This window comes from Micromonospora sp. CNZ280 (genome assembly GCF_011759515.1).
In genome coordinates, this window is sequence record NZ_JAAOYP010000003.1 from 1 (window position 1) to 21,137 (window position 21,137).

General features: G+C 73.2%; 18 protein-coding genes and 3 pseudogenes. 11 read left to right on the forward strand and 10 right to left on the reverse strand.

Annotated elements, in window-relative coordinates; translation table 11 throughout:
• Window positions 1-732 (forward strand): uracil-xanthine permease family protein (locus FHX32_RS21740; protein ID WP_486481253.1); only part of this gene is annotated, 732 nt, incomplete at its 5' end.
• Window positions 733-912: 180 nt separating this feature from the next.
• On the opposite strand, the pseudogene FHX32_RS35305 reads toward FHX32_RS21740, so the two are convergent.
• The 4 genes and pseudogenes from FHX32_RS35305 to FHX32_RS21750 form a co-directional block, all read right to left on the reverse strand.
• A pseudogene (locus tag FHX32_RS35305) lies at window positions 913-2,994 on the reverse strand (DNA gyrase subunit A); the annotation flags it as partial.
• 393 nt (window positions 2,995-3,387) lie between these two features.
• Window positions 3,388-4,269: pseudogene (locus tag FHX32_RS35310) on the reverse strand (LAGLIDADG family homing endonuclease); the annotation flags it as partial.
• Window positions 4,270-4,281: 12 nt separating this feature from the next.
• Window positions 4,282-4,689: pseudogene (locus FHX32_RS35315) on the reverse strand (DNA gyrase subunit A); the annotation flags it as partial.
• Window positions 4,690-4,721: 32 nt separating this feature from the next.
• The gene (locus tag FHX32_RS21750) at window positions 4,722-6,779 is read right to left on the reverse strand and encodes a DNA topoisomerase IV subunit B (RefSeq protein ID WP_167186440.1); all 2,058 of its coding nucleotides are present in this window, start codon (window positions 6,777-6,779) and stop codon (window positions 4,722-4,724) included.
• Between the two features lie 478 nt (window positions 6,780-7,257).
• Between FHX32_RS21750 and FHX32_RS21755 the strand changes: the two genes are divergently transcribed.
• A complete protein-coding gene (locus tag FHX32_RS21755; RefSeq protein ID WP_167186443.1) occupies window positions 7,258-8,517 on the forward strand; it encodes an SGNH/GDSL hydrolase family protein in 1,260 nt (419 codons plus the stop codon).
• A gap of 121 nt (window positions 8,518-8,638) precedes the next feature.
• Here FHX32_RS21755 and FHX32_RS21760 read toward each other — a convergent pair whose 3' ends face one another.
• Complete coding sequence (locus FHX32_RS21760) at window positions 8,639-9,145, reverse strand: Rrf2 family transcriptional regulator (protein ID WP_167186446.1); 507 nt, start codon at window positions 9,143-9,145, stop codon at window positions 8,639-8,641.
• A 162-nt stretch (window positions 9,146-9,307) separates the two neighbouring features.
• Here FHX32_RS21760 and FHX32_RS21765 point away from each other — a divergent pair, with 162 nt between their 5' ends.
• Entirely contained in the window at window positions 9,308-10,528 is a 1,221-nt protein-coding gene (locus FHX32_RS21765; RefSeq protein ID WP_167186449.1) for a globin domain-containing protein, read from the forward strand.
• A 214-nt stretch (window positions 10,529-10,742) separates the two neighbouring features.
• Window positions 10,743-11,606, forward strand: coding sequence for an alpha/beta hydrolase family protein (locus tag FHX32_RS21770; RefSeq protein WP_109898637.1), 864 nt, complete (start codon window positions 10,743-10,745; stop codon window positions 11,604-11,606).
• Window positions 11,607-11,736: 130 nt separating this feature from the next.
• On the opposite strand, the gene FHX32_RS21775 is transcribed toward FHX32_RS21770, so the two are convergent.
• Window positions 11,737-11,907 (reverse strand): hypothetical protein, encoded by a 171-nt coding sequence (locus FHX32_RS21775; protein ID WP_167186452.1) that lies wholly within the window; start codon window positions 11,905-11,907, stop codon window positions 11,737-11,739.
• A gap of 231 nt (window positions 11,908-12,138) precedes the next feature.
• On the opposite strand from FHX32_RS21775, the gene FHX32_RS21780 reads away from it, so the two are divergent.
• The gene (locus FHX32_RS21780) at window positions 12,139-12,768 is read left to right on the forward strand and encodes a hypothetical protein (RefSeq protein WP_109898636.1); all 630 of its coding nucleotides are present in this window, start codon (window positions 12,139-12,141) and stop codon (window positions 12,766-12,768) included.
• 166 nt (window positions 12,769-12,934) lie between these two features.
• Window positions 12,935-13,297: a hypothetical protein gene (locus FHX32_RS21785; RefSeq protein ID WP_109898635.1), complete on the forward strand. Its 363-nt coding sequence runs from the start codon at window positions 12,935-12,937 to the stop codon at window positions 13,295-13,297.
• A gap of 7 nt (window positions 13,298-13,304) precedes the next feature.
• Here the strand turns inward: FHX32_RS21785 and FHX32_RS21790 are convergent, their stop codons facing one another.
• Window positions 13,305-13,970, reverse strand: coding sequence for a DUF72 domain-containing protein (locus FHX32_RS21790; protein WP_486481254.1), 666 nt, complete (start codon window positions 13,968-13,970; stop codon window positions 13,305-13,307).
• Window positions 13,971-14,089: 119 nt separating this feature from the next.
• Between FHX32_RS21790 and FHX32_RS21795 the strand changes: the two genes are divergently transcribed.
• The 3 genes from FHX32_RS21795 (at window position 14,090) to FHX32_RS21805 (ending at window position 16,281) form a co-directional block, all read left to right on the forward strand.
• Window positions 14,090-14,596 carry a DinB family protein gene (locus FHX32_RS21795; RefSeq protein WP_109898634.1) on the forward strand — a complete coding sequence of 169 codons (507 nt, stop codon included), beginning with the start codon at window positions 14,090-14,092 and terminating at the stop codon, window positions 14,594-14,596.
• 135 nt (window positions 14,597-14,731) lie between these two features.
• On the forward strand, window positions 14,732-15,514 hold the full coding sequence (locus tag FHX32_RS21800; RefSeq protein WP_109898633.1) for a hypothetical protein: 783 nt from the start codon (window positions 14,732-14,734) through the stop codon (window positions 15,512-15,514).
• Window positions 15,515-15,570: 56 nt separating this feature from the next.
• Window positions 15,571-16,281, forward strand: coding sequence for a Pr6Pr family membrane protein (locus tag FHX32_RS21805; protein ID WP_167186455.1), 711 nt, complete (start codon window positions 15,571-15,573; stop codon window positions 16,279-16,281).
• Here the strand turns inward: FHX32_RS21805 and FHX32_RS21810 are convergent.
• Window positions 16,253-18,310, reverse strand: coding sequence for an amylo-alpha-1,6-glucosidase (locus tag FHX32_RS21810; RefSeq protein WP_167186458.1), 2,058 nt, complete (start codon window positions 18,308-18,310; stop codon window positions 16,253-16,255). The genes FHX32_RS21805 and FHX32_RS21810 overlap by 29 nt on opposite strands.
• Window positions 18,307-18,678, reverse strand: a complete 372-nt coding sequence (locus FHX32_RS21815; RefSeq protein WP_109898631.1) for an SCP2 sterol-binding domain-containing protein — start codon at window positions 18,676-18,678, stop codon at window positions 18,307-18,309. Before FHX32_RS21815 ends, FHX32_RS21810 begins: the two co-directional genes overlap by 4 nt.
• Before the next feature lie 271 nt (window positions 18,679-18,949).
• Here FHX32_RS21815 and FHX32_RS21820 point away from each other — a divergent pair, with 271 nt between their 5' ends.
• Entirely contained in the window at window positions 18,950-19,996 is a 1,047-nt protein-coding gene (locus FHX32_RS21820) for an NAD(P)-dependent alcohol dehydrogenase (RefSeq protein ID WP_167186461.1), read from the forward strand.
• A gap of 13 nt (window positions 19,997-20,009) precedes the next feature.
• On the opposite strand, the gene FHX32_RS21825 is transcribed toward FHX32_RS21820, so the two are convergent.
• Window positions 20,010-20,519, reverse strand: coding sequence for a mycothiol transferase (locus FHX32_RS21825; protein ID WP_167186464.1), 510 nt, complete (start codon window positions 20,517-20,519; stop codon window positions 20,010-20,012).
• 78 nt (window positions 20,520-20,597) lie between these two features.
• Between FHX32_RS21825 and FHX32_RS21830 the strand changes: the two genes are divergently transcribed.
• Window positions 20,598-21,113: a 2'-5' RNA ligase family protein gene (locus FHX32_RS21830; RefSeq protein ID WP_167186468.1), complete on the forward strand. Its 516-nt coding sequence runs from the start codon at window positions 20,598-20,600 to the stop codon at window positions 21,111-21,113.
• The last annotated feature ends 24 nt before the right edge of the window (window positions 21,114-21,137 follow it).

Below are 21,137 nucleotides of genomic sequence, written 5' to 3' on the forward strand. Positions count from 1 at the left end.
CTGCTCGGTGTGGTGGTCGGCTGGGTGCTCGCGGCAGCCCTCGGCGATCTCGACCCGAAGGCGGTCGACGGGCTGCGCGACGCGGCCTGGGTCGGCCTGCCCGAGTTCCACGCGCCGAGCTTCAGCCTGCGCGCGGTCGTGCTGGTGATCCCGGTGATCCTGGTGCTGATCGCGGAGAACGCCGGGCACGTCAAGGCGGTCGCCGCGATGACCGGCCGCAACCTGGACCGGGACATGGGCCGGGCGTTCCTGGGTGACGGGCTGGCCACCGTGCTGGCCGGCTCGGGCGGCGGCTCCGGCACCACCACGTACGCGGAGAACATCGGCGTGATGGCCGCGACCCGGGTCTACTCGACCGCCGCGTACTGGGTGGCCGGGGTGGCGGCGGTGCTGCTCGGGCTGAGCCCGAAGTTCGGCGCGCTGATCCTCACCGTGCCGGCCGGCGTGCTGGGCGGCGCCACCACCGCGCTGTACGGCCTGATCGCCATCCTCGGCGCGCGGATCTGGATCGAGAACCGGGTGGACTTCCACGACCCGGTGAACCTGCTGACGGCGGCGGTCGCGGTGATCGTCGGCGCGGCGAACTACACGCTGACCGCCGGCGACCTGTCGTTCAACGGCATCGCCCTCGGCACCGCCGCCGCCCTGGTCATCTACCACGGCATGCGCCTGATCGCCCGCCTCCGCGGCACCACCCCGGAAACCCGCCGCGGCCCCGAACCCGAACTCTGACCGCCCACCGCCTGTGCCCGGGCCGGGCGGCCGGTCACGGTTGATCATGAAGTTGTTACCCTCCGGGACGGCGTGTCGCGGCAACAACTTCATGATCAACGGGCCGAACCCGGGGTGGGGCGGCGGCGGGTGAGTGGGAGGGGCCGGCCGCGTGAGCAACCGGCCCCTTCCGCGTCCGGGTCAGTCGCGTTCGATCTGGTGGCCGATGACGGTGGGGCCGAGCATGACGGCGAAACCGGAGCCGTCGCGGCGCGGGTCGGCCGCCGGCAACGCCACCGGCTCGCCGTTGGCGGTGGCGCCCACCGGGCGCGGCCCGACCCAGGCGACCACCACGTCGGTCTCGCCCTTGAGGAACCGCTGGGCACGCACCCCGCCGGTCGCCCGCCCCTTCGCCGGGTACGCCTTGAACGGCGTCACCTTCACCGTGGCGCCGGTGGAGGTGACCACCATCGACTCACCGTGCTTCGGGTCGTCGGTGCGGACCGCGCCGAAGAACACCACCCGCGCGCCGCCCGGCAGGTTGATGCCGGCCATGCCGCCGCCCTTGAGGCCCTGCGGGCGCACCAGCCCGGCGGAGAAGCGCAGCAGCGACGCCTCCGAGGTGACGAAGGTGAGCGTCTCGGCCCCGTCGGTGAGCCAGGTCGCGCCCACCACCTCGTCGCCCTCACGCAGCCCGATCACCTCGAACTCGTCGGAGCGGACCGGCCAGTCCGGCGCGCAGACCTTCACCACGCCCTGCCGGGTGCCGAGCGCCAGCCCCGGCGAGCCCTCGGCGGTCGGGCCGAGCGGAGCCAGGCCGACCACCGTCTCGCCGGCCGCCAGCGGTACCAGCTCGGCGGCCGACATGCCGCCGCGCAGCGACACCGTGCCGGCCTGCTCGGGCAGCACCGGCAACGGCAACACGTCGATCTTGAACGCCCGGCCGGCGCTGGTCACCAGCAGCACCCGGCCCCGGGCCGTGGTGTGCACGACGGCGCGTACCGCGTCGTGCTTGACCCGGCCGTGCCGTCGCCGGCCCTCGGCGGCCTCCTCCGACTCGGCGGCGGTCCGGGCGACCAGCCCGGTCGCGGAGAGGATCACCTGGCACGGATCGTCGGCCACCTCCAGCGGGCCGGCCGGCGCGGACGCGGCCAGCACCTCCTTGAGGTCGCCGTCGACCAGGGTGGTACGCCGGGCGGCGCCGAACTGCTTCACCACCGCGGCCAGCTCGTCGGAGACGAGCTTCCGGAGCACCTTCGGGTCGTCGAGGATCCGGGACAGCTCGGCGATCTCGCCGCGCAGCTTCTCCTGCTCGGCCTCCAGCTCGATCCGGTCGTACTTGGTGAGCCGGCGCAGCGGAGTGTCCAGGATGTAGGTGGCCTGGATCTCGGAGAGCTTGAACTTCTGCATCAGGCCGTCCTTGGCCGCCTGCGCGTCCTCGCTGCCCCGGATCAGCTTGACCACCTTGTCGATGTCGAGCAGCGCGATCAGCAGACCGTCCACCAGGTGCAGCCGCTCTTCGCGCTTGCGCCGCCGGTACGAGCTGCGCCGGGTCACCACCTCGTAGCGGTGCGCCAGGAAGACCTCCAGCAGCGCCTTCAGCCCGAGGGTCCGCGGCTGCCCGTCGACCAGCACCAGGTTGTTGACGCCGAAGGACTGCTCCAGCGGGGTGAGCCGGTAGAGGTCGGCGAGCAGAGCCTGCGGGTTCACGCCGACCTTGCACTCGATGACCAGCCGGGTGCCGCTCTCCCGGTCGGTGAGGTCCTTGACGTCGGCGATGCCGGTGAGCCGCTTGGTCTTGGTGACCTCGTTGGTGATCGCCGCGATGACCTTCTCGGCGCCGACGCCGTACGGCAGCTCGACCACGGTGATCGCCTGCCGGCCCCGGCTGCCCTCCAGCGGGCCGATCTCCACCTTGCCGCGCATCCGCACCACGCCGCGCCCGGTCTCGTACGCCCGGCGCACCTCGTCCAGGCCCAGCAGCAGGCCGCCGGTGGGCAGGTCGGGGCCGGGCACGAACTCCATCAGCTTGTCGAGCGTGGCGTCCGGGTGGTTGATCAGCCAGCGGGCGGCCTGGACCACCTCGCCGAGGTTGTGCGGAATCATGTTCGTCGCCATCCCGACCGCGATCCCGGACGCGCCGTTGACCAGCAGGTTGGGGAAGGCGGCCGGCAGCACGGTGGGCTGAGTCAGCGAGCCGTCGTAGTTCGGCTCGACGTCGACGGTGTCCTCGCCCAGCTCGCCGACGAGCAGCATCGCCTCGCGGGACATCCGGGCCTCGGTGTTGTGGTTGACAAAGCCACCGGCGAGGAAGGAGTGATCTTCGGACTCGACCCTGACCGAGTAGACCTCGGCCGCCGAGCAGTTCTCGACCTCAATCACCTGCTCGAAGCGATAGCCGGAATCCATGATGGGAAGGATCGTCGCGAGGATCTCCGGATCCTTGATCCGGTCGATGATGCGGAGACGCTCCGTCTCCCAGCGTTCAACCCGGTCGAAGTTGTGCTGAGTCAGCCATTTACGCCCGCTCCCGCGTCGGTCGAAATCGAGAGCCTCACGGACATAGTCGGCGACGAACGGGACCCGGTCCCTGCTCAACCGGTGAGGTCGCAGTGGCGAATGACCAAGCACCTGGTTCAGCTTGGTCTGCTTGGTGCCAAGGAACCCGACCCGGTGTGCGTAGGCCTTGATGTTCCGAAGGCCCGAGATGACCAGTCGGTGCTCGACCGAGCCGCTGGGGCGGGTGTACTGACGCCGGCCAGCGATGACGCCGAACTCCGCAAGCAGTTCCTGAACCTCTGTGACGAGCCGTTCGCTATAGCTGGTGTACTGGATGGTGAAGCTGTCGTTCGCCACTCGAACGCCGCCGTCGCCTTCGAAGAGAGCCATCAGGAAGGCTCGCTTCACCCCCCAGCCACCGGTCCAGACGAACTGTGGAACGCCCTTGTCTCGCGCCTGACACCCGATGAACTCCGCCAGCGGGCTTGATCGGAACGCATCCATCCCGCCGGCGCACTCCTGTACGTCCAACTCCTGAATACGCTTCCGGTCGCGGCGGGTTTGCCGCTCGCTCACATAACGGCGACCGCCAACGACCTGGTCGTACGCATGCAGCACCTCACCAAAGAAGTGCGCGTCGGTGTTGTTGAACCCTGCTCGTGATTCGCTCGCGAAGCCCTCGGACGCCCACGCGCCCCCGAGGACGCCGAGCATGTACTCCTGAGCCGTGGGGACGACCTGCGACCAAGCGTTACGCGCGATGCAGACCACCGTGCCGGCGCTGATCTCGTCGAGTCGCCGCCATTGAAAGACCGGCACGCCCATGGGCGCCTCGAGACACAGCACAAGATGATTCTCGCTCCCCCGCAACGAGAAACCCGCCTCTGTCGCGATCCGGATCGTCGGCTGCAGACCGGAGTTGAAGACCTTGTTGACGCGGACTGCCTTCCCGTCCTTGTCGAGCACCTCGAAGTCAGCGTCTGCCTCGCTGTCGGGGGGAAGATCGACCAGGTCGGCGATGCGGGGACTGGTGCCGTCAGCAAGGCGAATACGGGTGTCACCGGTGACGCAGTAGCGGGCGGCGGCCGGGCCGTCGTCCGGGGAGCCGAAGTTGCCGTGCCCGTCGATGAGCGGCACGTTCAGGGAGAAGTCCTGGGCCAGCCGGACCATCGCGTCGTAGATCGCCGTGTCCCCGTGCGGGTGGTAGCGACCCATCACGTCGCCGACCACCCGAGCGGACTTGACATGCGCCCGGTCCGGGCGGAACCCGGAGTCGTACATCGACCAGAGGATGCGCCGGTGCACCGGCTTGAGGCCGTCGCGGGCGTCCGGCAGGGCGCGGGAGTGGATCACCGAGAAGGCGTACTCCAGGTAGGAGTCGGAGACCTCGGCGACCAGCGAGTTGTCGATGACCCGAGCGCCGGCCTGGTCGAAGGCGGACAGGTCCACCTTGGCGCGGTCTTCCTTGCGGCGTGCCATGAGTCAGCTTTCCCCTCGAACGAACCCGGTGCTCATGCGTCGATCGCTTCCCGGTCGACCAGGTCGGCCGAGTCGATCAGCCAGTTGCGGCGCGGCTCGACCTTCTCCCCCATCAGCAGCTCGAGGATCCGCTCGGCGGCGTCCACGTCGTCGAGGGTGATCCGGCGGACCGACCGGGTGGCCGGGTTCATGGTGGTCTCCCACAACTCGTCGGCGTCCATCTCGCCGAGACCCTTGAACCGCGGGATCGGGGTGACGATCTGCTTGCCGGCCTTCTCCAGCCGGCGGACCGTGGCCGCCATCTCGGCCTGGGTGTAGGTGTAGAACGTCTCCGGGTTGCGCCCCTTGGTGGTGATCTTGTGCAGGGGCGGCATCGCGGCGTAGAGCCGGCCGGCCTCGATCAGCGGCCGCATGTAGCGGGCGAAGAGCGTGATCAGCAGCGTCCGGATGTGCGCGCCGTCCACGTCGGCGTCCGCCATGATCAGGACCCGGCCGTACCGCATGGCGGACAGGTCGAAGGTACGCCCGGAGCCGGCGCCGAGCACCTGCACGATGGCGGCGCACTCGGCATTGTCCAGCACCTGCTGGAGGTTGGCCTTCTGCACGTTGAGGATCTTGCCCCGGATGGGCAGCAGCGCCTGGTACTCGGCGGAGCGGGCGAGCCTACCCGTTCCGAGGGCGCTGTCCCCTTCCACGATGAACAGCTCGCTGCGCTCGATCCCCGCGGCGCGGCAGTCGACCAGCTTGGCGGGCATCGACGCGCCCTCCAGGGCGGTCTTGCGCCGCGCGGCGTCCTTCTGCTGCTTCTGGGTCAGCCGCACCCGGGCCGCGTCGACGATCTTCTGCAGGACCGTACGCGCCTCGGTCTTCGTCTTCCGGTCTTCCAGCCAGGCCTTCAGATGCTGCTCGACCAGGGACTGGATCACCTTGGTGATGCCGGCGGTGGAGAGTTCGTCCTTGGTCTGCGAGGTGAACTGCGGCTCGGGGATCCGCACGTGCACCACCGCGGTCATCCCCTCCAGGACGTCGTCCAGGGTGGGCGGATCCTCCTTGGCCTTGAGCAGGCCCCGGGCGTTGCGGACGGCGTCGGCGAGGGTGCGCGCCAGGGCCCGCTCGAAGCCCTTGCGGTGGGTGCCGCCGTGCGCGTTGCGGATGGTGTTGGTGAAGCACTCGACGGTGCGCTCGTAGCCGGTGCCCCAGCGGAAGGCCACCTCGACCTCGGCCCGTCGCTGCACGTTGGACTGCATCACGCCGTTGGCGTCGGCGGCGTTCTCCCGGTAGCTGCCCTCGCCGGTGACCACCAGGATGCCGGAGACCGGACGGTCGCCGGCCGGGGCGAGGAACTCCACCATGTCGGTCAGGCCGTTGGGAAAGTGGAAGCGCTCCTCGGTCGGCTCCGCGCCGGTGTGGTCGCGCAGCAGGTAGCTCACGCCGGGCACCAGGAAGGCGGTGTTGCGCAGCTTCATCCGCACGGCCTCGGTGTCCAGGGCTGCGCCGGTCTCGAAGTAGCGGGGGTCGTGCCAGTAGCGGATTGAGGTGCCGGTGCGCTGGCCGCGCTTCATCGCGCCGACGATCTGGAGCCCCGGGCCGGCGGTGAACGGCGCGTCCGGCCCGTCGCCGTCGAAGACCCCCGGCACACCGTGCCGGAACGACATCGCGTGGACCTTGCCGCCCCGGCGGACCGTCACGTCGAACCGGCGGGACAGCGCGTTGACCGCCGAGGCGCCCACGCCGTGCAGGCCGCCGGAGGTCTTGTAGCCGGAGCCGCCGAACTTGCCGCCGGCGTGCAGCCGGGTGAGCACCAACTCGACGCCGGAGAGGCCGGAGCGGGCGTGCACGTCGGTCGGGATGCCCCGGCCGTCGTCGTCGACCTGCACGGAGCCGTCGGCGTGCAGCGTCACCTCGACCTTGCGGGCGTGACCGGCGACACCCTCGTCGGTGGCGTTGTCGAGGATCTCGTTGACGAGGTGACCCACGCCACGGCTGTCGGTGGAGCCGATGTACATGCCGGGCCGCTTGCGGACGGCGTCCAGCCCCTCGAGGTGCGTGAGGTCGTCGGCCCCGTACAGGGTCTCAGGCTCTGCGGTCAACTGGTCGTACTCCCAGGTCTCGGCGGTGTGGTGCCGCTCACCGGCGAACGTCGCCCCCCGCGGCGCGCCGCAGCGAGCCTAGCCCGCTGCTCCGACAACGCCGTGGCACCCCGCGCGACCCGGCGGGGCGGAGCGCGGAAGCGGCTCGGAAGTTCCGGAGGACCCGCTGGGCGCTCCCGGCAGTGCAACGCCGCGGACCCCGGCCGGATTCCGCCTACCGCCCGGGACGGCCGCCGCGGCACCGCACCGCCTGGCGGCGCCGGCGCCGCACACCAGTCGCTGACCCGGGGGGTCGGGACCACCGACCGGGACGGTCGCGTCCGCCCCTGTCGAGCTGCGCGCCCGGCCGAGGCGCCGACCCGGTGACCGCCCCGCAACGAAAGATCATTGTTTCCGGCCATTGACGGCCGTCACACCGAGGTGATCTGATCACGCTCTCGGAGAATCTTTCATATTTCGATCGTTGGATGGGGGACCCATGTCCAGGTTCCGTCGTACCGTCGTCGCGGTCGCGCTGGCCGCCGCCACGGCGGCGCTCGCCACCGCCGTGGCGCCGCCCGCGCCCGCCTCGGCGGCCCTGCCCACCGCGGCCGTCGCGCTGGGCGACAGCTTCATCAGCGGCGAGGGCGCCGGCGCGTACGCACCCGTGGTCGACGTCAACGGCGTCGCGCAGACCTTCCCCGGCTGGACCGCGCCGAACAGCAACGCGTTCTTCTGCCACCGCTCGGCAAACGCCTCGCTGCACCGGGCCGCCCTGCCCGGCATCCAGGACCGGTTCAACCTCGCCTGCTCCGGCGGCCAGCCGCACGACATCGCCACCACCTCCTCGGCCCGCGCCAACGGCCGGCAGGTGGCCGCGCAGCTCGACCAGCTGCGCGCGGTCGGCCGCACCCACGACATCGACCTGGTGCTGCTCGGGCTCGGTTCCAACAACAGCTCGTTCACCTTCGGCGACGTCGCCGAGAAGTGCGCCAACCGGTTCATCGCCGACGCCTGGACCGGCTGGTGGGAGTTCTGGGCGTACCTCGGCGGGCCGGTCGAGCAGGAGCCGTGCACGGACGCCGACCTGGCCACCGCCGCCCAGTGGAGCGCCGCGACCGCGGAGACCACCACGGCCGTACGCCAGCTGCTGACCACCCTGCGCGAGATCGACGCCGACGGGCAGCACCGGGTGGTGTTCCAGGACTACACCAACCCGCTGCCCTTCGACCTCGACCCGACGTTCCACACGGAGGACGGCCGGAGCGACACCCGGGACAAGTTCCGGGCCCTCGGCGCCGAGCGGTACGCGGCCGGCTGCCCGATCCACCGGGCCAGCCTGCTGCCCGGTCACCGCTTCTCGCAGGGCCTCGGCACCCTGGTGCGGTCCACCCGGGACACCCTGGCCGCCGAGTTCCCCGGCGCTGACCTGGTCTACCTCAACGTGCAGCGGGCCTTCGACGGCGCCCGGCTCTGCGAGTCGGCGGCCAGCCCGACCGGCGCGCTGGCCACCCCGATCCGGCTCCAGGACTCCCCGCCGAACGGCGTCTTCGTCACCAGCCTGGCCGGCAAGGACAAGATCGACATCCAGCGGATCGCCAACACCTGCGTGTCGTACTTCCAGACCTGCCAGGAGTCGTGGCACCCGAACGCGGCCGGGCACCAGGTGCTCGGGCAGTGCCTGAGCGGCGCCGCCGCGACCAGCGCCCGCTCGGTGGCCTGCGTCCGCGCGAGCAACGGCTCGATCACCGTCTCCTGACCCGCCGCGCCTGGGCCCGCAGGCGCGGCACCGACGAGGCCCCGCCGCTCGGCGGGGCCTCGTCCGCGCCCGGGTGCGCGAAGAAAAGACGGGTGTCGAAGATCCGCTCGCCCGGGGTGACCTATTCGTCACGCCCGGCGGGGGCGACGCACATCGCCGGAACGGCGCCGGACGCCGGGGCGCCCGGCGCGCCGGACGCGGCCGGGGGCGCGCCGAGGGCGAGCAGGATCGGGCCGGCCGGCCCGGTGACCAGATCGTCGAGGCGTACGCCGTCGAGCACGGCGAGGAATGCCTGCTGGGCGCGGCGCAGCTCCGCGCGCAGCCGGCAGGCCGCCCGCAGCGGGCAGGGCGGCGCCTCGCAGCCGACCACCTCGTCCTCGCCCTCGAACGCCCGGACAACCTGACCCACGGTGAGCCGCCCGCCACCGTCGGCGAAAGCCACCCCGCCGGCCCGACCCCGGATGGTGACCAGCACGCCGAGCCGCTGCAGCCGCTGGACCAGCTTCGCCACGTGGTTGCGCGGCAGCGCCAGCTGCTCGGCCAGCTCGTCCACCGTCGTCCGGCGCCGCGCCGCCGCGGCGGCCATGGCGACCCGCAGCGCCATGTCGGTGGACCGGTTGAGCCGCACGGACCCGACCCTAGCCAGCGCCGACACCGCCGACCACGGCCGGACGGGCCGGCAGTGTGATCCGGACGACCAGCGGCCCGGGACCTTCGGCCCTGAAGAGGTATCTCAAATGCTTGTTTAGCTGGCCGGGCCCGAACGGTTCATCGGAGAAGGAGACAACTCGTGCTCACCGAGTCCTCAGCAGCAGTGGTGACGGCGACCCTGCCCGCCGTCCAGGCGCACGGGGAGGCGATCACCCGCCGCTTCTACCAGCGGATGTTCGACGCGCACCCGGAACTGCTGGACCTGTTCAACCGGGGCAACCAGGCGACCGGGGCGCAGCAGGCCGCGCTGGCCGGCGCGGTGGTGGCGTACGCCGGGCACCTGACCGGCGGCTCGACGGTGCCGTGGGGGCCGATCCTGGACCGGATCGCGCACAAGCACGCCTCGCTGGGCATCACCGCCACCCAGTACACGATCGTCGGCCGGCACCTGCTCGCCGCCGTCGGCGAGGTGCTGGGCGACGCGGTCACCCCGGCGGTCGCGGCGGCCTGGGACGAGGTCTACTGGCTGCTCGCCTGCGAGCTGATCGCCCGGGAGGCCCGCCTCTACACGCTCGCCGGGCTGGCCGAGGGTGAGTCGGTGTGGCGCGCCTGGCGGGTGGCCGACAAGGTCCGGGAAACCCCCGACGTCGTCTCGTTCGCCCTGGTGCCGGTCGACGGCGGCGCGGTGCCCACCTTCACTCCCGGCCAGTACACCTCGGTCGCGGTCGACCTGGACGGCGGGCGCGGCCAGCAGATCCGGCAGTACAGCCTCTCCGGCCGCCCCGGCGCCGACCACTGGCGGATCACCGTCAAGCGGGTACGCGGCACCGGCGGCGACCCCGACGGCATGGTCTCCACCTTTCTGCACCAGCAGGTGACCGTCGGCGACACCCTCCGGCTCAGCCCGCCGTTCGGCGAGGTCAGCGCGGTCGCCGGGTCCGGACCGCTGCTGCTGGTCAGCGCCGGCATCGGGCTCACCCCGGCGATGGCCGCGCTGGAGCACCTGGCGGCCACCGAGCCGCAGCGCCCGGTGACGCTGGTGCACGCCGACCGGGCCGGCACCGCGCACGCCTTCCGCAGCGAGCTGCCGCGGTTGCACGCCGCGCTGCCCAACCTGCGCACCACGCTGTGGTACGAGGAGGTCACCGACGCCGACCTGGCCGGACCGACCGCCGAGGTGGCCGGTGGCCTGGTCGACCCGGAGATGATCCCGCTCTCCCCCGACGCGCACGTGCACCTGTGCGGGCCGCTGCCGTTCATGAACGTGGTCCGCGGTGGCCTGCTGCGCCGCGGCGTTCCGGTCGACCGGATCGCCTACGAGGTGTTCGGGCCGGGCATGCTCCGCGACGAGCGGGCCTGACACCGGATACGTCCGCCTCGAACGGGACCGGGCCGGCGGGCGCCGGGGCGACGCGCCGCCCCGGCGCCCGCTCGATCTCCACATCCACAGGTCCTCGCCGCAATGGACCGGGTGCAGCGGCACCGGCCGGCCCTGCTGCCCGCACGGTAGGAGGATCCGGCCCGGCGGGCCGGTGGTGGACGACCCACTAGCTACCGACAGGTAACCTGAGCCGGTGAACGCGACGGCGGAGTACGCGCAGGAGTTCGTCGAGGTCGACGGGGCCCGGCTCGGGATCCAGGTCTACCCGGAGCCGGAGGGCGTGCCGGCGGCACCAATGGTGGTGATCTGGCCGGCGATGGGGGTGCGGGCCCGCTACTACCGCCCGTTCGCCGCCGCGCTGCGCGCCGCCGGCCTGGCGGTGGTGGTGGCCGACCTGCGCGGCACCGGGGAGAGCACGCCCCGGCCCAGCCGCGCCTGCCGCTACGGCTACGCCGAGCTGGCCACCGACGTGGGCGCCGTGCTGGCGGCGCTCAAGCCCCGCCTGGACGGCCGCCGGACGGTGCTGCTCGGGCACTCGCTCGGCGGGCAGGTCGCCCTGCTGCACCTCGCCCTGCACGGCACCGACGCCGTCGACGGCCTGGCCCTGGTCGCGGTCGGCATCCCGTACTGGCGGTCCTACCCCGGCGGCCGGCGGTTCGGGGTGCTGCCGTACACCCAGGGCATCGCCGCGGCGGCCCGGCTGCTCGGCGTCTGGCCAGGCTGGGGCTTCGGCGGCCGGCAGGCACGCGGGGTGATCCGGGACTGGGCGCACACCGCGCGGACCGGCCGTTTCCCCCGGCTGGACGGGGTGGACGCGGAATCGGCGGTACGGGCGGTCCGCACTCCGGTGCTCGCGGTCAGCGTGGACGACGACCAGTACACCCCGCACGCGACGATGGACGCGCTCTGCGGGAAGCTGGTCGCCGCACCCGTGACGCGCGAGCGCTACACGGTGGCCGAGGCCGGCGCACCGCTGGACCACTTCACCTGGGTCCGCGCGGCGACCCCGCTGGCCGCCCGGGTGGCCGCCTTCACCGCCGGCCTGCCGGCCCGCTGACCGCCGCGCGGCGCGCCCGTCCCCCGGCCCCGGCCAGCGCGGCGGTCGGGCGGTGCGCCGGTCGCGCCGCCTGCGGAGCTGCCGACAGCGCAGCCGACCACCGGCCCTGGGCTCGGGTACTGCGCCCGGGTCACTCGTCCTGGTCGACCGGCACCATCCGGCCGTCGCGCTCCACCCGGGTCTCGCCGTGCTCGGCCGGCGGCGGGACCTGTGCGCTGGTCTTGCGCGGGTCGTTGTCCGGATGCATCAGGACCGCATCGGTCTTCGGGGTCTTCTCCCGGCTCTCGTCCGGCTGCGACATCCCGCTTCCCCTCTCCCTCGGCTGCGTCGGTGACGAACTACCCGCCGCCGTCCGGCCGACTCCTCCGGGCGCCGATGGACCGTCCGGCCGGCCCGGACCCGACCCGGTCGTCCGGCGGCTCACCGATGTCCGCCCGGCTCCGCTTCCGGCGCGTCCCGCCTCATGACGCTCGGGATTAGCGGCCCTGGCGGTGGGTATGCCGCGACGCCCGACACGGTGGAAGGGGATCAGATGTCCGAACGGCACACCGCATTGCGCTCGATGCACGATCTGGGCTTGGCGGCCTGGTTCGGGGGCTCCCTGATGGGAGCGTTCGGCGTCAACGGCGGAGCAGCACAGATCAGTGACTCGACCCAGCGGCTTCCGGTGGCCTCGGCGGGCTGGTCCCGGTGGACCCCGGTCAACGCCGCGGCGATCGGCGCCCATCTCGCCGGCGCGGTCGGCGAGTTGGTCACGGAGAGCCCCCGGGTGATGGCCCAGACGGGGGTCGGCCGGGCCAGCACGCTGAAGACCGCGCTGACGGTCAGCGCTCTCGCGGTCACCGGCTACAGCCGGTTGCTCGGGATGAAGCTCGAGAAGTCCGGCAGCCCGCCGGTGGACGGGATCACCGAGCCGAACCACCAGACGCCGGCGAACGTCGCGTCCGCCCAGCGCCAGATGAAGGCGCTCCAGTGGGCGGTCCCGGCGCTGACCGGCGCGCTGATCGTGGTCACGGCGTACATGAGCGAGCAGCAGAAGCCCGGCGAGGTGCTCCGCGGGATGCTGAACCGGGTCGGCGCGATGGGCTCGCCCAAGGCGATGGGCAAGATGGCGGCGATGACCGCGATCGGGAAGCGGATGCCCATGTCTTCCCGCCGCTGACACCGGTGACGAGTGCGACGGCGTCCCGCCGACTCCTCGACGGCGGGGCGCCGGCCGGCGTGTCCGGACGCCGGGCCACGCCGGCGACCATCCGGAGCGCGGGGCATGACCGGGGCCGGGAGGGGCAATCCGCGCCGGTAGCGACGGAGCGACCAGCGAGGTGAGCATGGCACCAGCAGACCGGCGGGGCGGCGACGGACGGGACGTGACCACCCCGTGGAAGACCACCGACGGGTTCGACGCCGAACCACCCTGGGGCGCCGGCGAGGACGACCCGATGGACGAGGGCAGCGAGGAGACCGCGGTACCGGAGGGGCACCGCGGGGAGCGCCGCGCGGGCCAGCCGGCCGGACCGTCCGGCGCCCGCGGCCGGCACGGGTTCGGTCCGGTCGAACCGACCCGGACGGCCGAGGCGGGGCCGGGCGCCCCGCCGGATCCGGCGCCGTCGCGCCGGTCCTTCCCGGACGACGCGGACATCGGGGAGCGGACCGAGGACGCCTTCCGGACCCAGGGCCGCCGGCACTCGTAGGTCGCGGTCACCGGACGAGCGCGAGGCCGGCGGTGGCGTACAGGATCGGCGGGACCGACGACGGATGGCCCTGCGGCATGTCCACGCAGGCGAAGGTGAGGCCGTGCTCGCGCAGAAAGGTCAGCGTCTCCGCCGCCGCCGGACCGTCGAACCAGGACCCGTGCCGCAGCTCCACGGCCACCCGCCACGGCCGGCACCGCACGGCCAGGTCGGCGATCCGCCGCCGGGCGGCCTCGCCACGGGCGAACCACGGCGGGAACTGCAACAGCACCGCGCCGAGCCGCTCGGCCGCCGCGAGCGGCTCCAGCGCGGCGTGGAACCGGGCCCACAGCTCGTCGTACGCCGCCGGCGGCAGGTCGCGGCGACGGATCCGGGCCGGTCCACCGGCCGGGCGTAGGTCCCGCGGCAGCGCGGCGACCGGGGTGGGGTGGCCGGTGAAGAGGCTGAACGCCTTGACGTCGAAGGTGAACCCCGCGGGCGTGGCGGCCACCCAGCCCTGCGTCGTCTCCGGCACGGGCACCGCGTAGTACGAGGTGTCCACCTCGACCAGCGGGAAGCAGCCGGCGTACCAGCCGAGCCGGCCGGCCGGGGTGTTCGCCGTGCGGGGATACCAGCTTGAGCGGAGCAGCATCCGGTGGGCCCAGCCCGACGTACCCACCTTAATCACACCCATGTAGTTCAGTGCACCGCCGATCGGGCGGATCGGCAACCGGAGGGCACGCACGGGACGAAACCGTCGGTGGTCCGGCCTATCCTGGCCCTCGCCACGACGTCGGGTGAAGGGTGACATCGATGACCATCTCGGAACAGGTGACCACCGGCGAGCGGGCCGATCTGCTGCAGACGCTGCGCCGGCACCGCGGGTTCCTCCGGCAGACCGTCGACGGGCTCACCGACGAGCAGGCGGCCCGGCGCACCACGGTCAGCGAGCTCTGCCTCGGCGGGCTGATCAAGCACGTGGCGGGCACCGAACACCGGTGGATGCTCTTCGCGGTCGGCGGCGCCGCGGCGATGGAGAGCGAGCCGGTGGACTGGGCCGGCCAGTTCCGGATGACCGGAGCCGACACGCTGGCCGCCCTGCTCGACGACTACGCGCGGGTCGCCGACCGGACGGACGAGCTGGTCCTGACGCTCGACTTGGACGCCGCGCACCCGCTGCCGCAGGCGCCGTGGTTCGAGCCGGGGGCGAGCTGGTCGGTGCGCCGGGTCGTGCTGCACATGATCGCCGAGACGGCCCAGCACGCCGGGCACGCCGACATCCTCCGCGAGGCGATCGACGGCGCGAAGACCATGGGCTGACCGCCTGGGCCGGGCGTCCGACGCGAGCCGGATGCCCGCCCCCGGCGGTGCCCGGCCCCGCGTCGACCGACCTTGTCCCACGTCACACCGGCGCGATGTGACACCACCGGAGCCGGTGGCGCTGAGGGACACGAGATGAACGCACACCGGATGGACCAGGAAACCGTCGAGCGGCTGCTCGACGGTCCGGCCGGCGACCCGCAGGACGGTCCCCGGCCGTTGGTCCTGCTGCTGACCGCGGTCCGCGCCGCGCCACGCGACGGTGAACTGGCCGGGGAGGGCGCGGCGGTGCACGCGTACCGGCGGGCGCTGGCCGGTGCGCCGCTGGACCTGCCGGCCTCACCTCGGCAGCGGTTCACCCTCACCGCGTTCGGCGTCCGGGCCCTGGTGGCCGGCGTCGCCCTCGCCGCCACCGGAGGGGTGGCGTTCGCCGCCGCGAACGGGAGCCTGCCGAACCCGCTGCGCGCGCCGGCGCCGGCCAGTGCGCCACCGTCGACCCTGCCGCCGCCGTCCGACTCCCCCGGTCAACCGGCGGGCCCGTCGGCGTCGCCGTCCGGGCCGGGCGAGCACGACGTCGCGTCGACCGCCACGCTGACCAGCCTGTGCCGGGCCTATCTCGAGGTGGCGGACAATCCGGGCCGCGCGTTGGACAATCCCACTTTCGCCCCGCTGCTGCACGCCGCCGGCGGCAAGGGCCGGGTGGACGACTACTGCGAGCGGGCGCTGGTCGGTTCATCGGGCCGGTCGAAGTCGCCCGGCGCCCCGACCGACCGGCCCGGCGGTGAGCCGGGCACCCGGGCGACCGACCGGCCGACACCGGCCGCGTCCCCGGACGAGCGGCCCGCGGTGACCGGTGGCGACCACACCCCCGCCCCGGGCCAGCGCCGCAGCCTCCCGCCGGGGCACGCCGCGAGCTGACCGCCACCGGCGATCGACGCGGCCGGCCGGCGGAGGCGGGCTGATAGCGTGCGCCGATGAGTCTGCGGCGGCGGGGCGTGGCGGTGTCCTTCCGTCTGACGATCGTGATCAGCGTGCTGGCCGGGATCGTGCTCACCACGCTCGGTCCGGCGACCGTCACCGGCCTGCTGCCGTACTTCACCATCCAGAGCAACGTCGCGGTCGGCCTCCTCGCCGGGTACGCCGCCCTGCTCGCCGGGCGCGACCGGCCCGGCCCGTCGCCCGCGCTCAAGGGCGCGGTCACCCTCTACATCGCCATCACGGGGGTGGTGTACCACCTGCTGCTGGCGAACCCGGCCAGCCCGTTCGCCATGGCCCAGCCCGACCGCGCCCCCGGTGAGGTGCTGGGCAACCAGTTGCTGCACACGGTCGTGCCGCTGCTGGCGCTGGCCGACTGGGCGCTGCTCGACCGGCGCGGGCGGCTCCGCCTCCGGCACCCGCTGTACTGGCTGGCCTTCCCCCTCGGCTACCTCGGGTTCGCGCTGCTGCGCGGGCTGGTGGTGCACCGGTACCCGTACCCGTTCCTGGACGCGGCGACGTCGGGCTACCCGGGGGTGGCGGTGAACGCCGTCGGCTTCGCCGTCGCGTTCTGGCTGCTCGGCCTCCTTCTCGTCGGCGTCGACCGCGGACTGGCCCGACGGGTCACCCCGCCCCCGCCCCCGTCCCCGACGACCGCCGCGGCGCCGACGGCGGGCCGGGTCACCGCAGCCGGGCCCGGTGCCCCCTGACCCGGTCCCGGGCGTACGCGTCGGCGTGCCCCCAGCGGCCCGGGATGTCGTACAGTTCGATCCGCCCGAAGCCCTTCGGCAGCGCGGGATTGACCAGTAGGTTCTCCCCGCACGGGGACAGCCCGAGCATCGTGGCGAGCAGCAGCAGCACCGCGCCGGAGGACCACGACTGGGGCCGGCCGGCGCTCGGCAGCTGCACCGGGTATTTGGTGAGGCTGCGCGGGTAGCCGGCGATCAGCTCGGGCACCGGACCGCCGAGGATGTTTGCCATGTCCACGATCCCGGCGGCGACCCGGGCCGCCTGCTCGTCGTAGCCGTAGCGGCGCAGCCCGGCGGCGATCAGCGAGTTGTCCGACGGCCACACCGCGCCGACGTGCGAGCCGACGGGGTTGTACGACCGTTGACCAGCGGCCAGGGTGCGAACGCCCCAGCCGCTGAACATCGCCGGACCGAGCAGGTGGTCGGCCACCGCGCCGGCCCGCCCCGCGTCGACGATCCCGCTCCACAGCAGGTGCCCGATGTTGGACGCGAGCGCGTCGACCGGCTCGCCGTCCGGCCCCAGCGCCAGCGCGTAGTATCCCCGGTCCGGCAGCCAGAAGTCCCGGTTGAACCGTTCCTTGAGCTCCGCCGCCTGCCGCTCCAGCCCGTCGGCCCACTCCGGGTCGTCCCAGAACTCGCGGGCCAGCCGCGCGCCGCGCACCTTGGCGTCGTACGCGTAGCCCTGCAGCTCGCAGGTCGCCCGAGGGAAGGCGGGCAGGCGGCAGTGCCGGTCCGCGATCGCGTCGGCGGAGTCCTTCCAGATCTGGTTGACCGTGCCGGTACGCGGGTTGCGGGTCTGGTACCGCAGGTAGCCGTCACCGATGAGGTCGCCGTACTCGTCGATCCAGTCCAGCGCCATCCGCGCCGGGTGCCGCAGTTGCCGCACCAACTCGCCGTCGCCCGACCAGCGCTCGTACTCGTCGAGCAGGATGAGGAAGAGGGGGGTGGTGTCGGCCGCCCCGTAGTAGAGCGCCGTCGGCCGGTCACCGAAGGCGGCGGCCTCGCCGTAGCGCAACTCGGCCAGGATCTTGCCCGGTTCCTCGTCGTGCTCGTCGTCGAGCCGACCGCCCTGCAGCAGGGCGAGCAGCCGCAGCGTCGCCGGGGTCAGCTCCGGGACGAACGGCAGGGTCTGCAGGCAGGTGATGAGGCTGTCCCGTCCGTAGAGCGACATCGCCCAGGGCAGGCCGCCCACCGGGACCCGGTCGACCGACGACAGCGGCTCGTAGCGCAGCGCGGCCAGGTCGGTGAGGCAGCACCGGTACAGCTCGGGCAGGGCGTCGTGCTCGGCGATCAGCTGCGGCGCCCGGTCCAGCCAGGCCTGGAGATCCTCGCGCATCCCGCGACGGATGTGCTGCCGGTGGGTGGTCAGGTCGGCGCGCATGTCCCGCCCGGCCTCGCCCTGGAAGGTCATCGCGATGTGCAGGTCGGTGAGCCACTGCCCGTTCGGCTCCACCCGGATCCGGAACGTCATCCCGCCGCGGTCGACGTCGGCCGGGGCGGTGCTGGAGACGACCGCCTCCCGACCGAACCGACCCCGGTTGTACCGCAGCCGCAGCTGCCCCCGGTCGGCGTCGGCGAAGACCGCGACCTCGCGATGCCGGGGCTGCCCGACCTCGGCGATGTCCGCGAAGTCGGACCCGATCTCCATCCGCACTGTGAGGTCCGCCGGCTCGGCGGAGTGGTTGAGCACGATGAGCCGCTCGTTGAAGCTGTCGTTCAGCGAGCGGTGCCGGATCACCGAGACGTCGGCGTCGACGTAGTGGCTGGCCGCGCCGGGCACCAGGACGAACCGGGTCTCGAAGTACGTCAGGTCGTCGCGGGAGAGCGCGTTGAGCCGCTCACCGTCCACGGTGAGCACCCAACGGGACAGGAACCGGGTGTCGAAGGAGAAGAGCCCGACGGGCGCGTGCGGGTCGACCTCGATGTCGCCCTGGGCGTCGCCGATGACGAAGGCGTTGCCGGCGACGACGTGCAGCCGTTCCTGGCTCATCGGCCGTCACCCGCCGTCGAGGCCATCTCCCGGGGGTGTCGGGCATCCGGCGGCCCGGGGAAGATCCGCCGCAGCAGCAGGAACAGCCGGATATCGCCCTGCACGGTCACCTCGTTGCGCATCAGCGCCGCGGCCGGGTGGAGCTCCCCGCGGGCCAGCTGGTCGAACACCTCCCGGTCGGCCCGGACCACCAGCTCGGCGTCGTCGGTCGAACGGCTCACCCGGACGCGCTGGTCGGCGATGGCGAGGTACCAGTGTTCGGTCCGCCCGTCCTCCATCATGTCCAGCCGTACCGTGCCGGCCAGGGCGTCGGGCAGGTCGGGGCGGCGGCCGGGCCCCAGCCGCCGCAGGTGCTGCACCGCGGACACGTCATCGGCTCCCTCCGTCGCACCCTCGCAGGCTCAGGGTCGCCCGGACGAGGGTGACGGACGCTCACCCCGATGGGGTGATTCGTGGCCGCACCGTCGGGGCACACCCCCGGCGCGGCGCGTGCCGCCGGGTCGGCCCGGCGGTGTCCGGCCGACACCCGGCGGTCTGCGCCCCACGCCATCCCCGCCCCACCGCCGGCCCCTGTTTGCGCCGCCGCCCAGTGGGCAGACCCGCCGGTGGAGGTCGGAACGGACGGACGGGAGTCGGATCATGCGCGCACTGCGGTTGCCAGGCTGGAAGTCGGAACCGGAACTGGTCGAGGTCGACGAACCCACCCCCGGCCCGGGCCAGGTGGTTGTCAAGATCGGCGGGGCCGGCGCCTGCCACTCCGACCTGCACCTGATGCACGATTTCGAGGCCGGTGCGGTGCCCTGGAACCCACCGTTCACCCTCGGTCACGAGAACGCCGGCTGGGTGCACGCCCTCGGCACGGGCGTGACCGGGCTGGAGGTCGGCCAGCCGGTGGCCGTCTACGGGCCGTGGGGTTGCGGCACCTGCGCCCGCTGCCGGGTCGGCGTCGACCCGTACTGCGAGAACATCGCCGCGGCGCCGGCGCCCGGTGGCGGTGGCGGGCTGGGCGCGGACGGCGGGATGGCCGACTACCAGCTCGTGCCGGACGCCCGGCACATCGTGCCGCTGCCCGAAGGGCTGGACCCGGTGCGGGCGGCGCCACTGACCGACGCCGGCCTCACCCCGTACCACGCGATCCGGCGGTCCTGGGCGAAACTCGCGCCGGGCAGCACCGCCGTGGTGATCGGCGTGGGCGGGCTCGGGCACGTCGGCATCCAGATCCTCAAGGCGACCACCGCCGCCCGGGTGGTGGCCGTCGACACCCGGGACGCGGCCCTGCGGCTGGCCGAGGAGTGCGGCGCCGACCTGGCCCTGTCCTCCGGCGCGGGGACCGTCGACGAGATCCGGCGGGTCACCGGCGGCCGGGGCGCGGACGTGATCCTCGACTTCGTGGGCGCCGACGCCACCCTGGCCCTGGGCGTGGCCGCCGCGCGCACCGTCGGCGACCTCACCATCGTCGGGATCGGCGGGGGCACCCTCTCGGTCGGCTTCTTCAGCGTGCCGTACGAGCTGAGCATCCAGACCACCTACTGGGGCAGCCGGCCGGAGCTGGTGGAGGTGCTCGAGCTGGGCGCACGGGGCATGGTGCGGCCGAAGGCGACGACGTACCCGCTGGAGGAGGCGCTCACCGCGTACCGGCAGATGCGGGAGGGCACGCTGGAGGGGCGGGCGGTCATCGTGCCCTGATCCGGTACGGCCGTCAGCCCCGCTCGATCAGCCCGCGCACGTAGGCGGCCTGGCCGATGTGCTGGAGGTCGTCCTCGACCACGCTGACCAGCCGGACACCGAGGGTCACCGGCGGGTCCCAGGATTCGTCGACCACCCGGTCCAGGTCGGGCGGACGTAGTCCGGTCAGGAACGCGCGGGTACGCGCCGCCACCGCCTCGTGGTAGTCCACCAGCGCCCGCGCGCTCTCCGGACGTACCGCGGCGACCTGTTCCGGGGTGTGCGCGTAGCCCGTGTCGTCGGGATCCGGGCTGAGCCCGAACCGCCCCGCCCAGTCGCCGGTGACCCAGAGCTGCTCCACGTCGAACGCGTCGGACACGTGGTGGTCCTGGAGCCGGGTCAGGTGCCAGACCAGCCAGCCGACCGGGTTCGCGTCCGGCCCGGGCCGGTGGCGCAACTGTTCCGGGGTGAGGCCGTCGACCGCCGTGCGGACGAGGGCGGGCAGCCGGTCGTAGGTCTCGGTCAGCAGGTCGTTCGCGTCCATCCGGAGCCTCCTGGTCGTGCGGACCTCTCCGGGTACCGCCGGGGGCCACGGTCAAACCCCGACGCCTAAGGTGATCGCGTGGTCGCGGCGCTGGAGCTCTACCTGGACACCGACGCCACCCGGCGGATCCGGGTGCTCTGGGAGGCGCTGGAGTCCGAGGGCGTGCAGAGCATGCGCTCCCTGCTGGAGCAGCGCCACCGGCCGCACGTCTCGCTCGCGGTGGCGCCGCGCTTCGACCCGGAACGGGTGGCCGCCGCGCTGGCCGGGACGATGGTGGCCGCGCCGCTGCGGCTGTCCTTCCAGCACGCCGGCCAGTTCGTCGGCCGGGTCCTCTGGCTCGGCCCGACCCCCACCGCCGAACTGCTGGACCACCACCGGCGGGTCTACGACCGGCTCACCGAGGCCGGGATCACGCTGGTCGAGCACTACCGGCCGGGCCGCTGGGTGCCGCACTGCACGCTTTCCATGCGGGTGCCGAACGTGCTGATGGCCGCGGCCGTCCGGCGGTGCCTGGAGGTGCTGCCGCTGGAGGCCACCGTGGTCGGCGCGGCTCTCACCGACCACGCCCGGGGCATCTCCCGCCCGTTGCCCTGAGCTTCGCTCAGTCTCCGCGGGCGG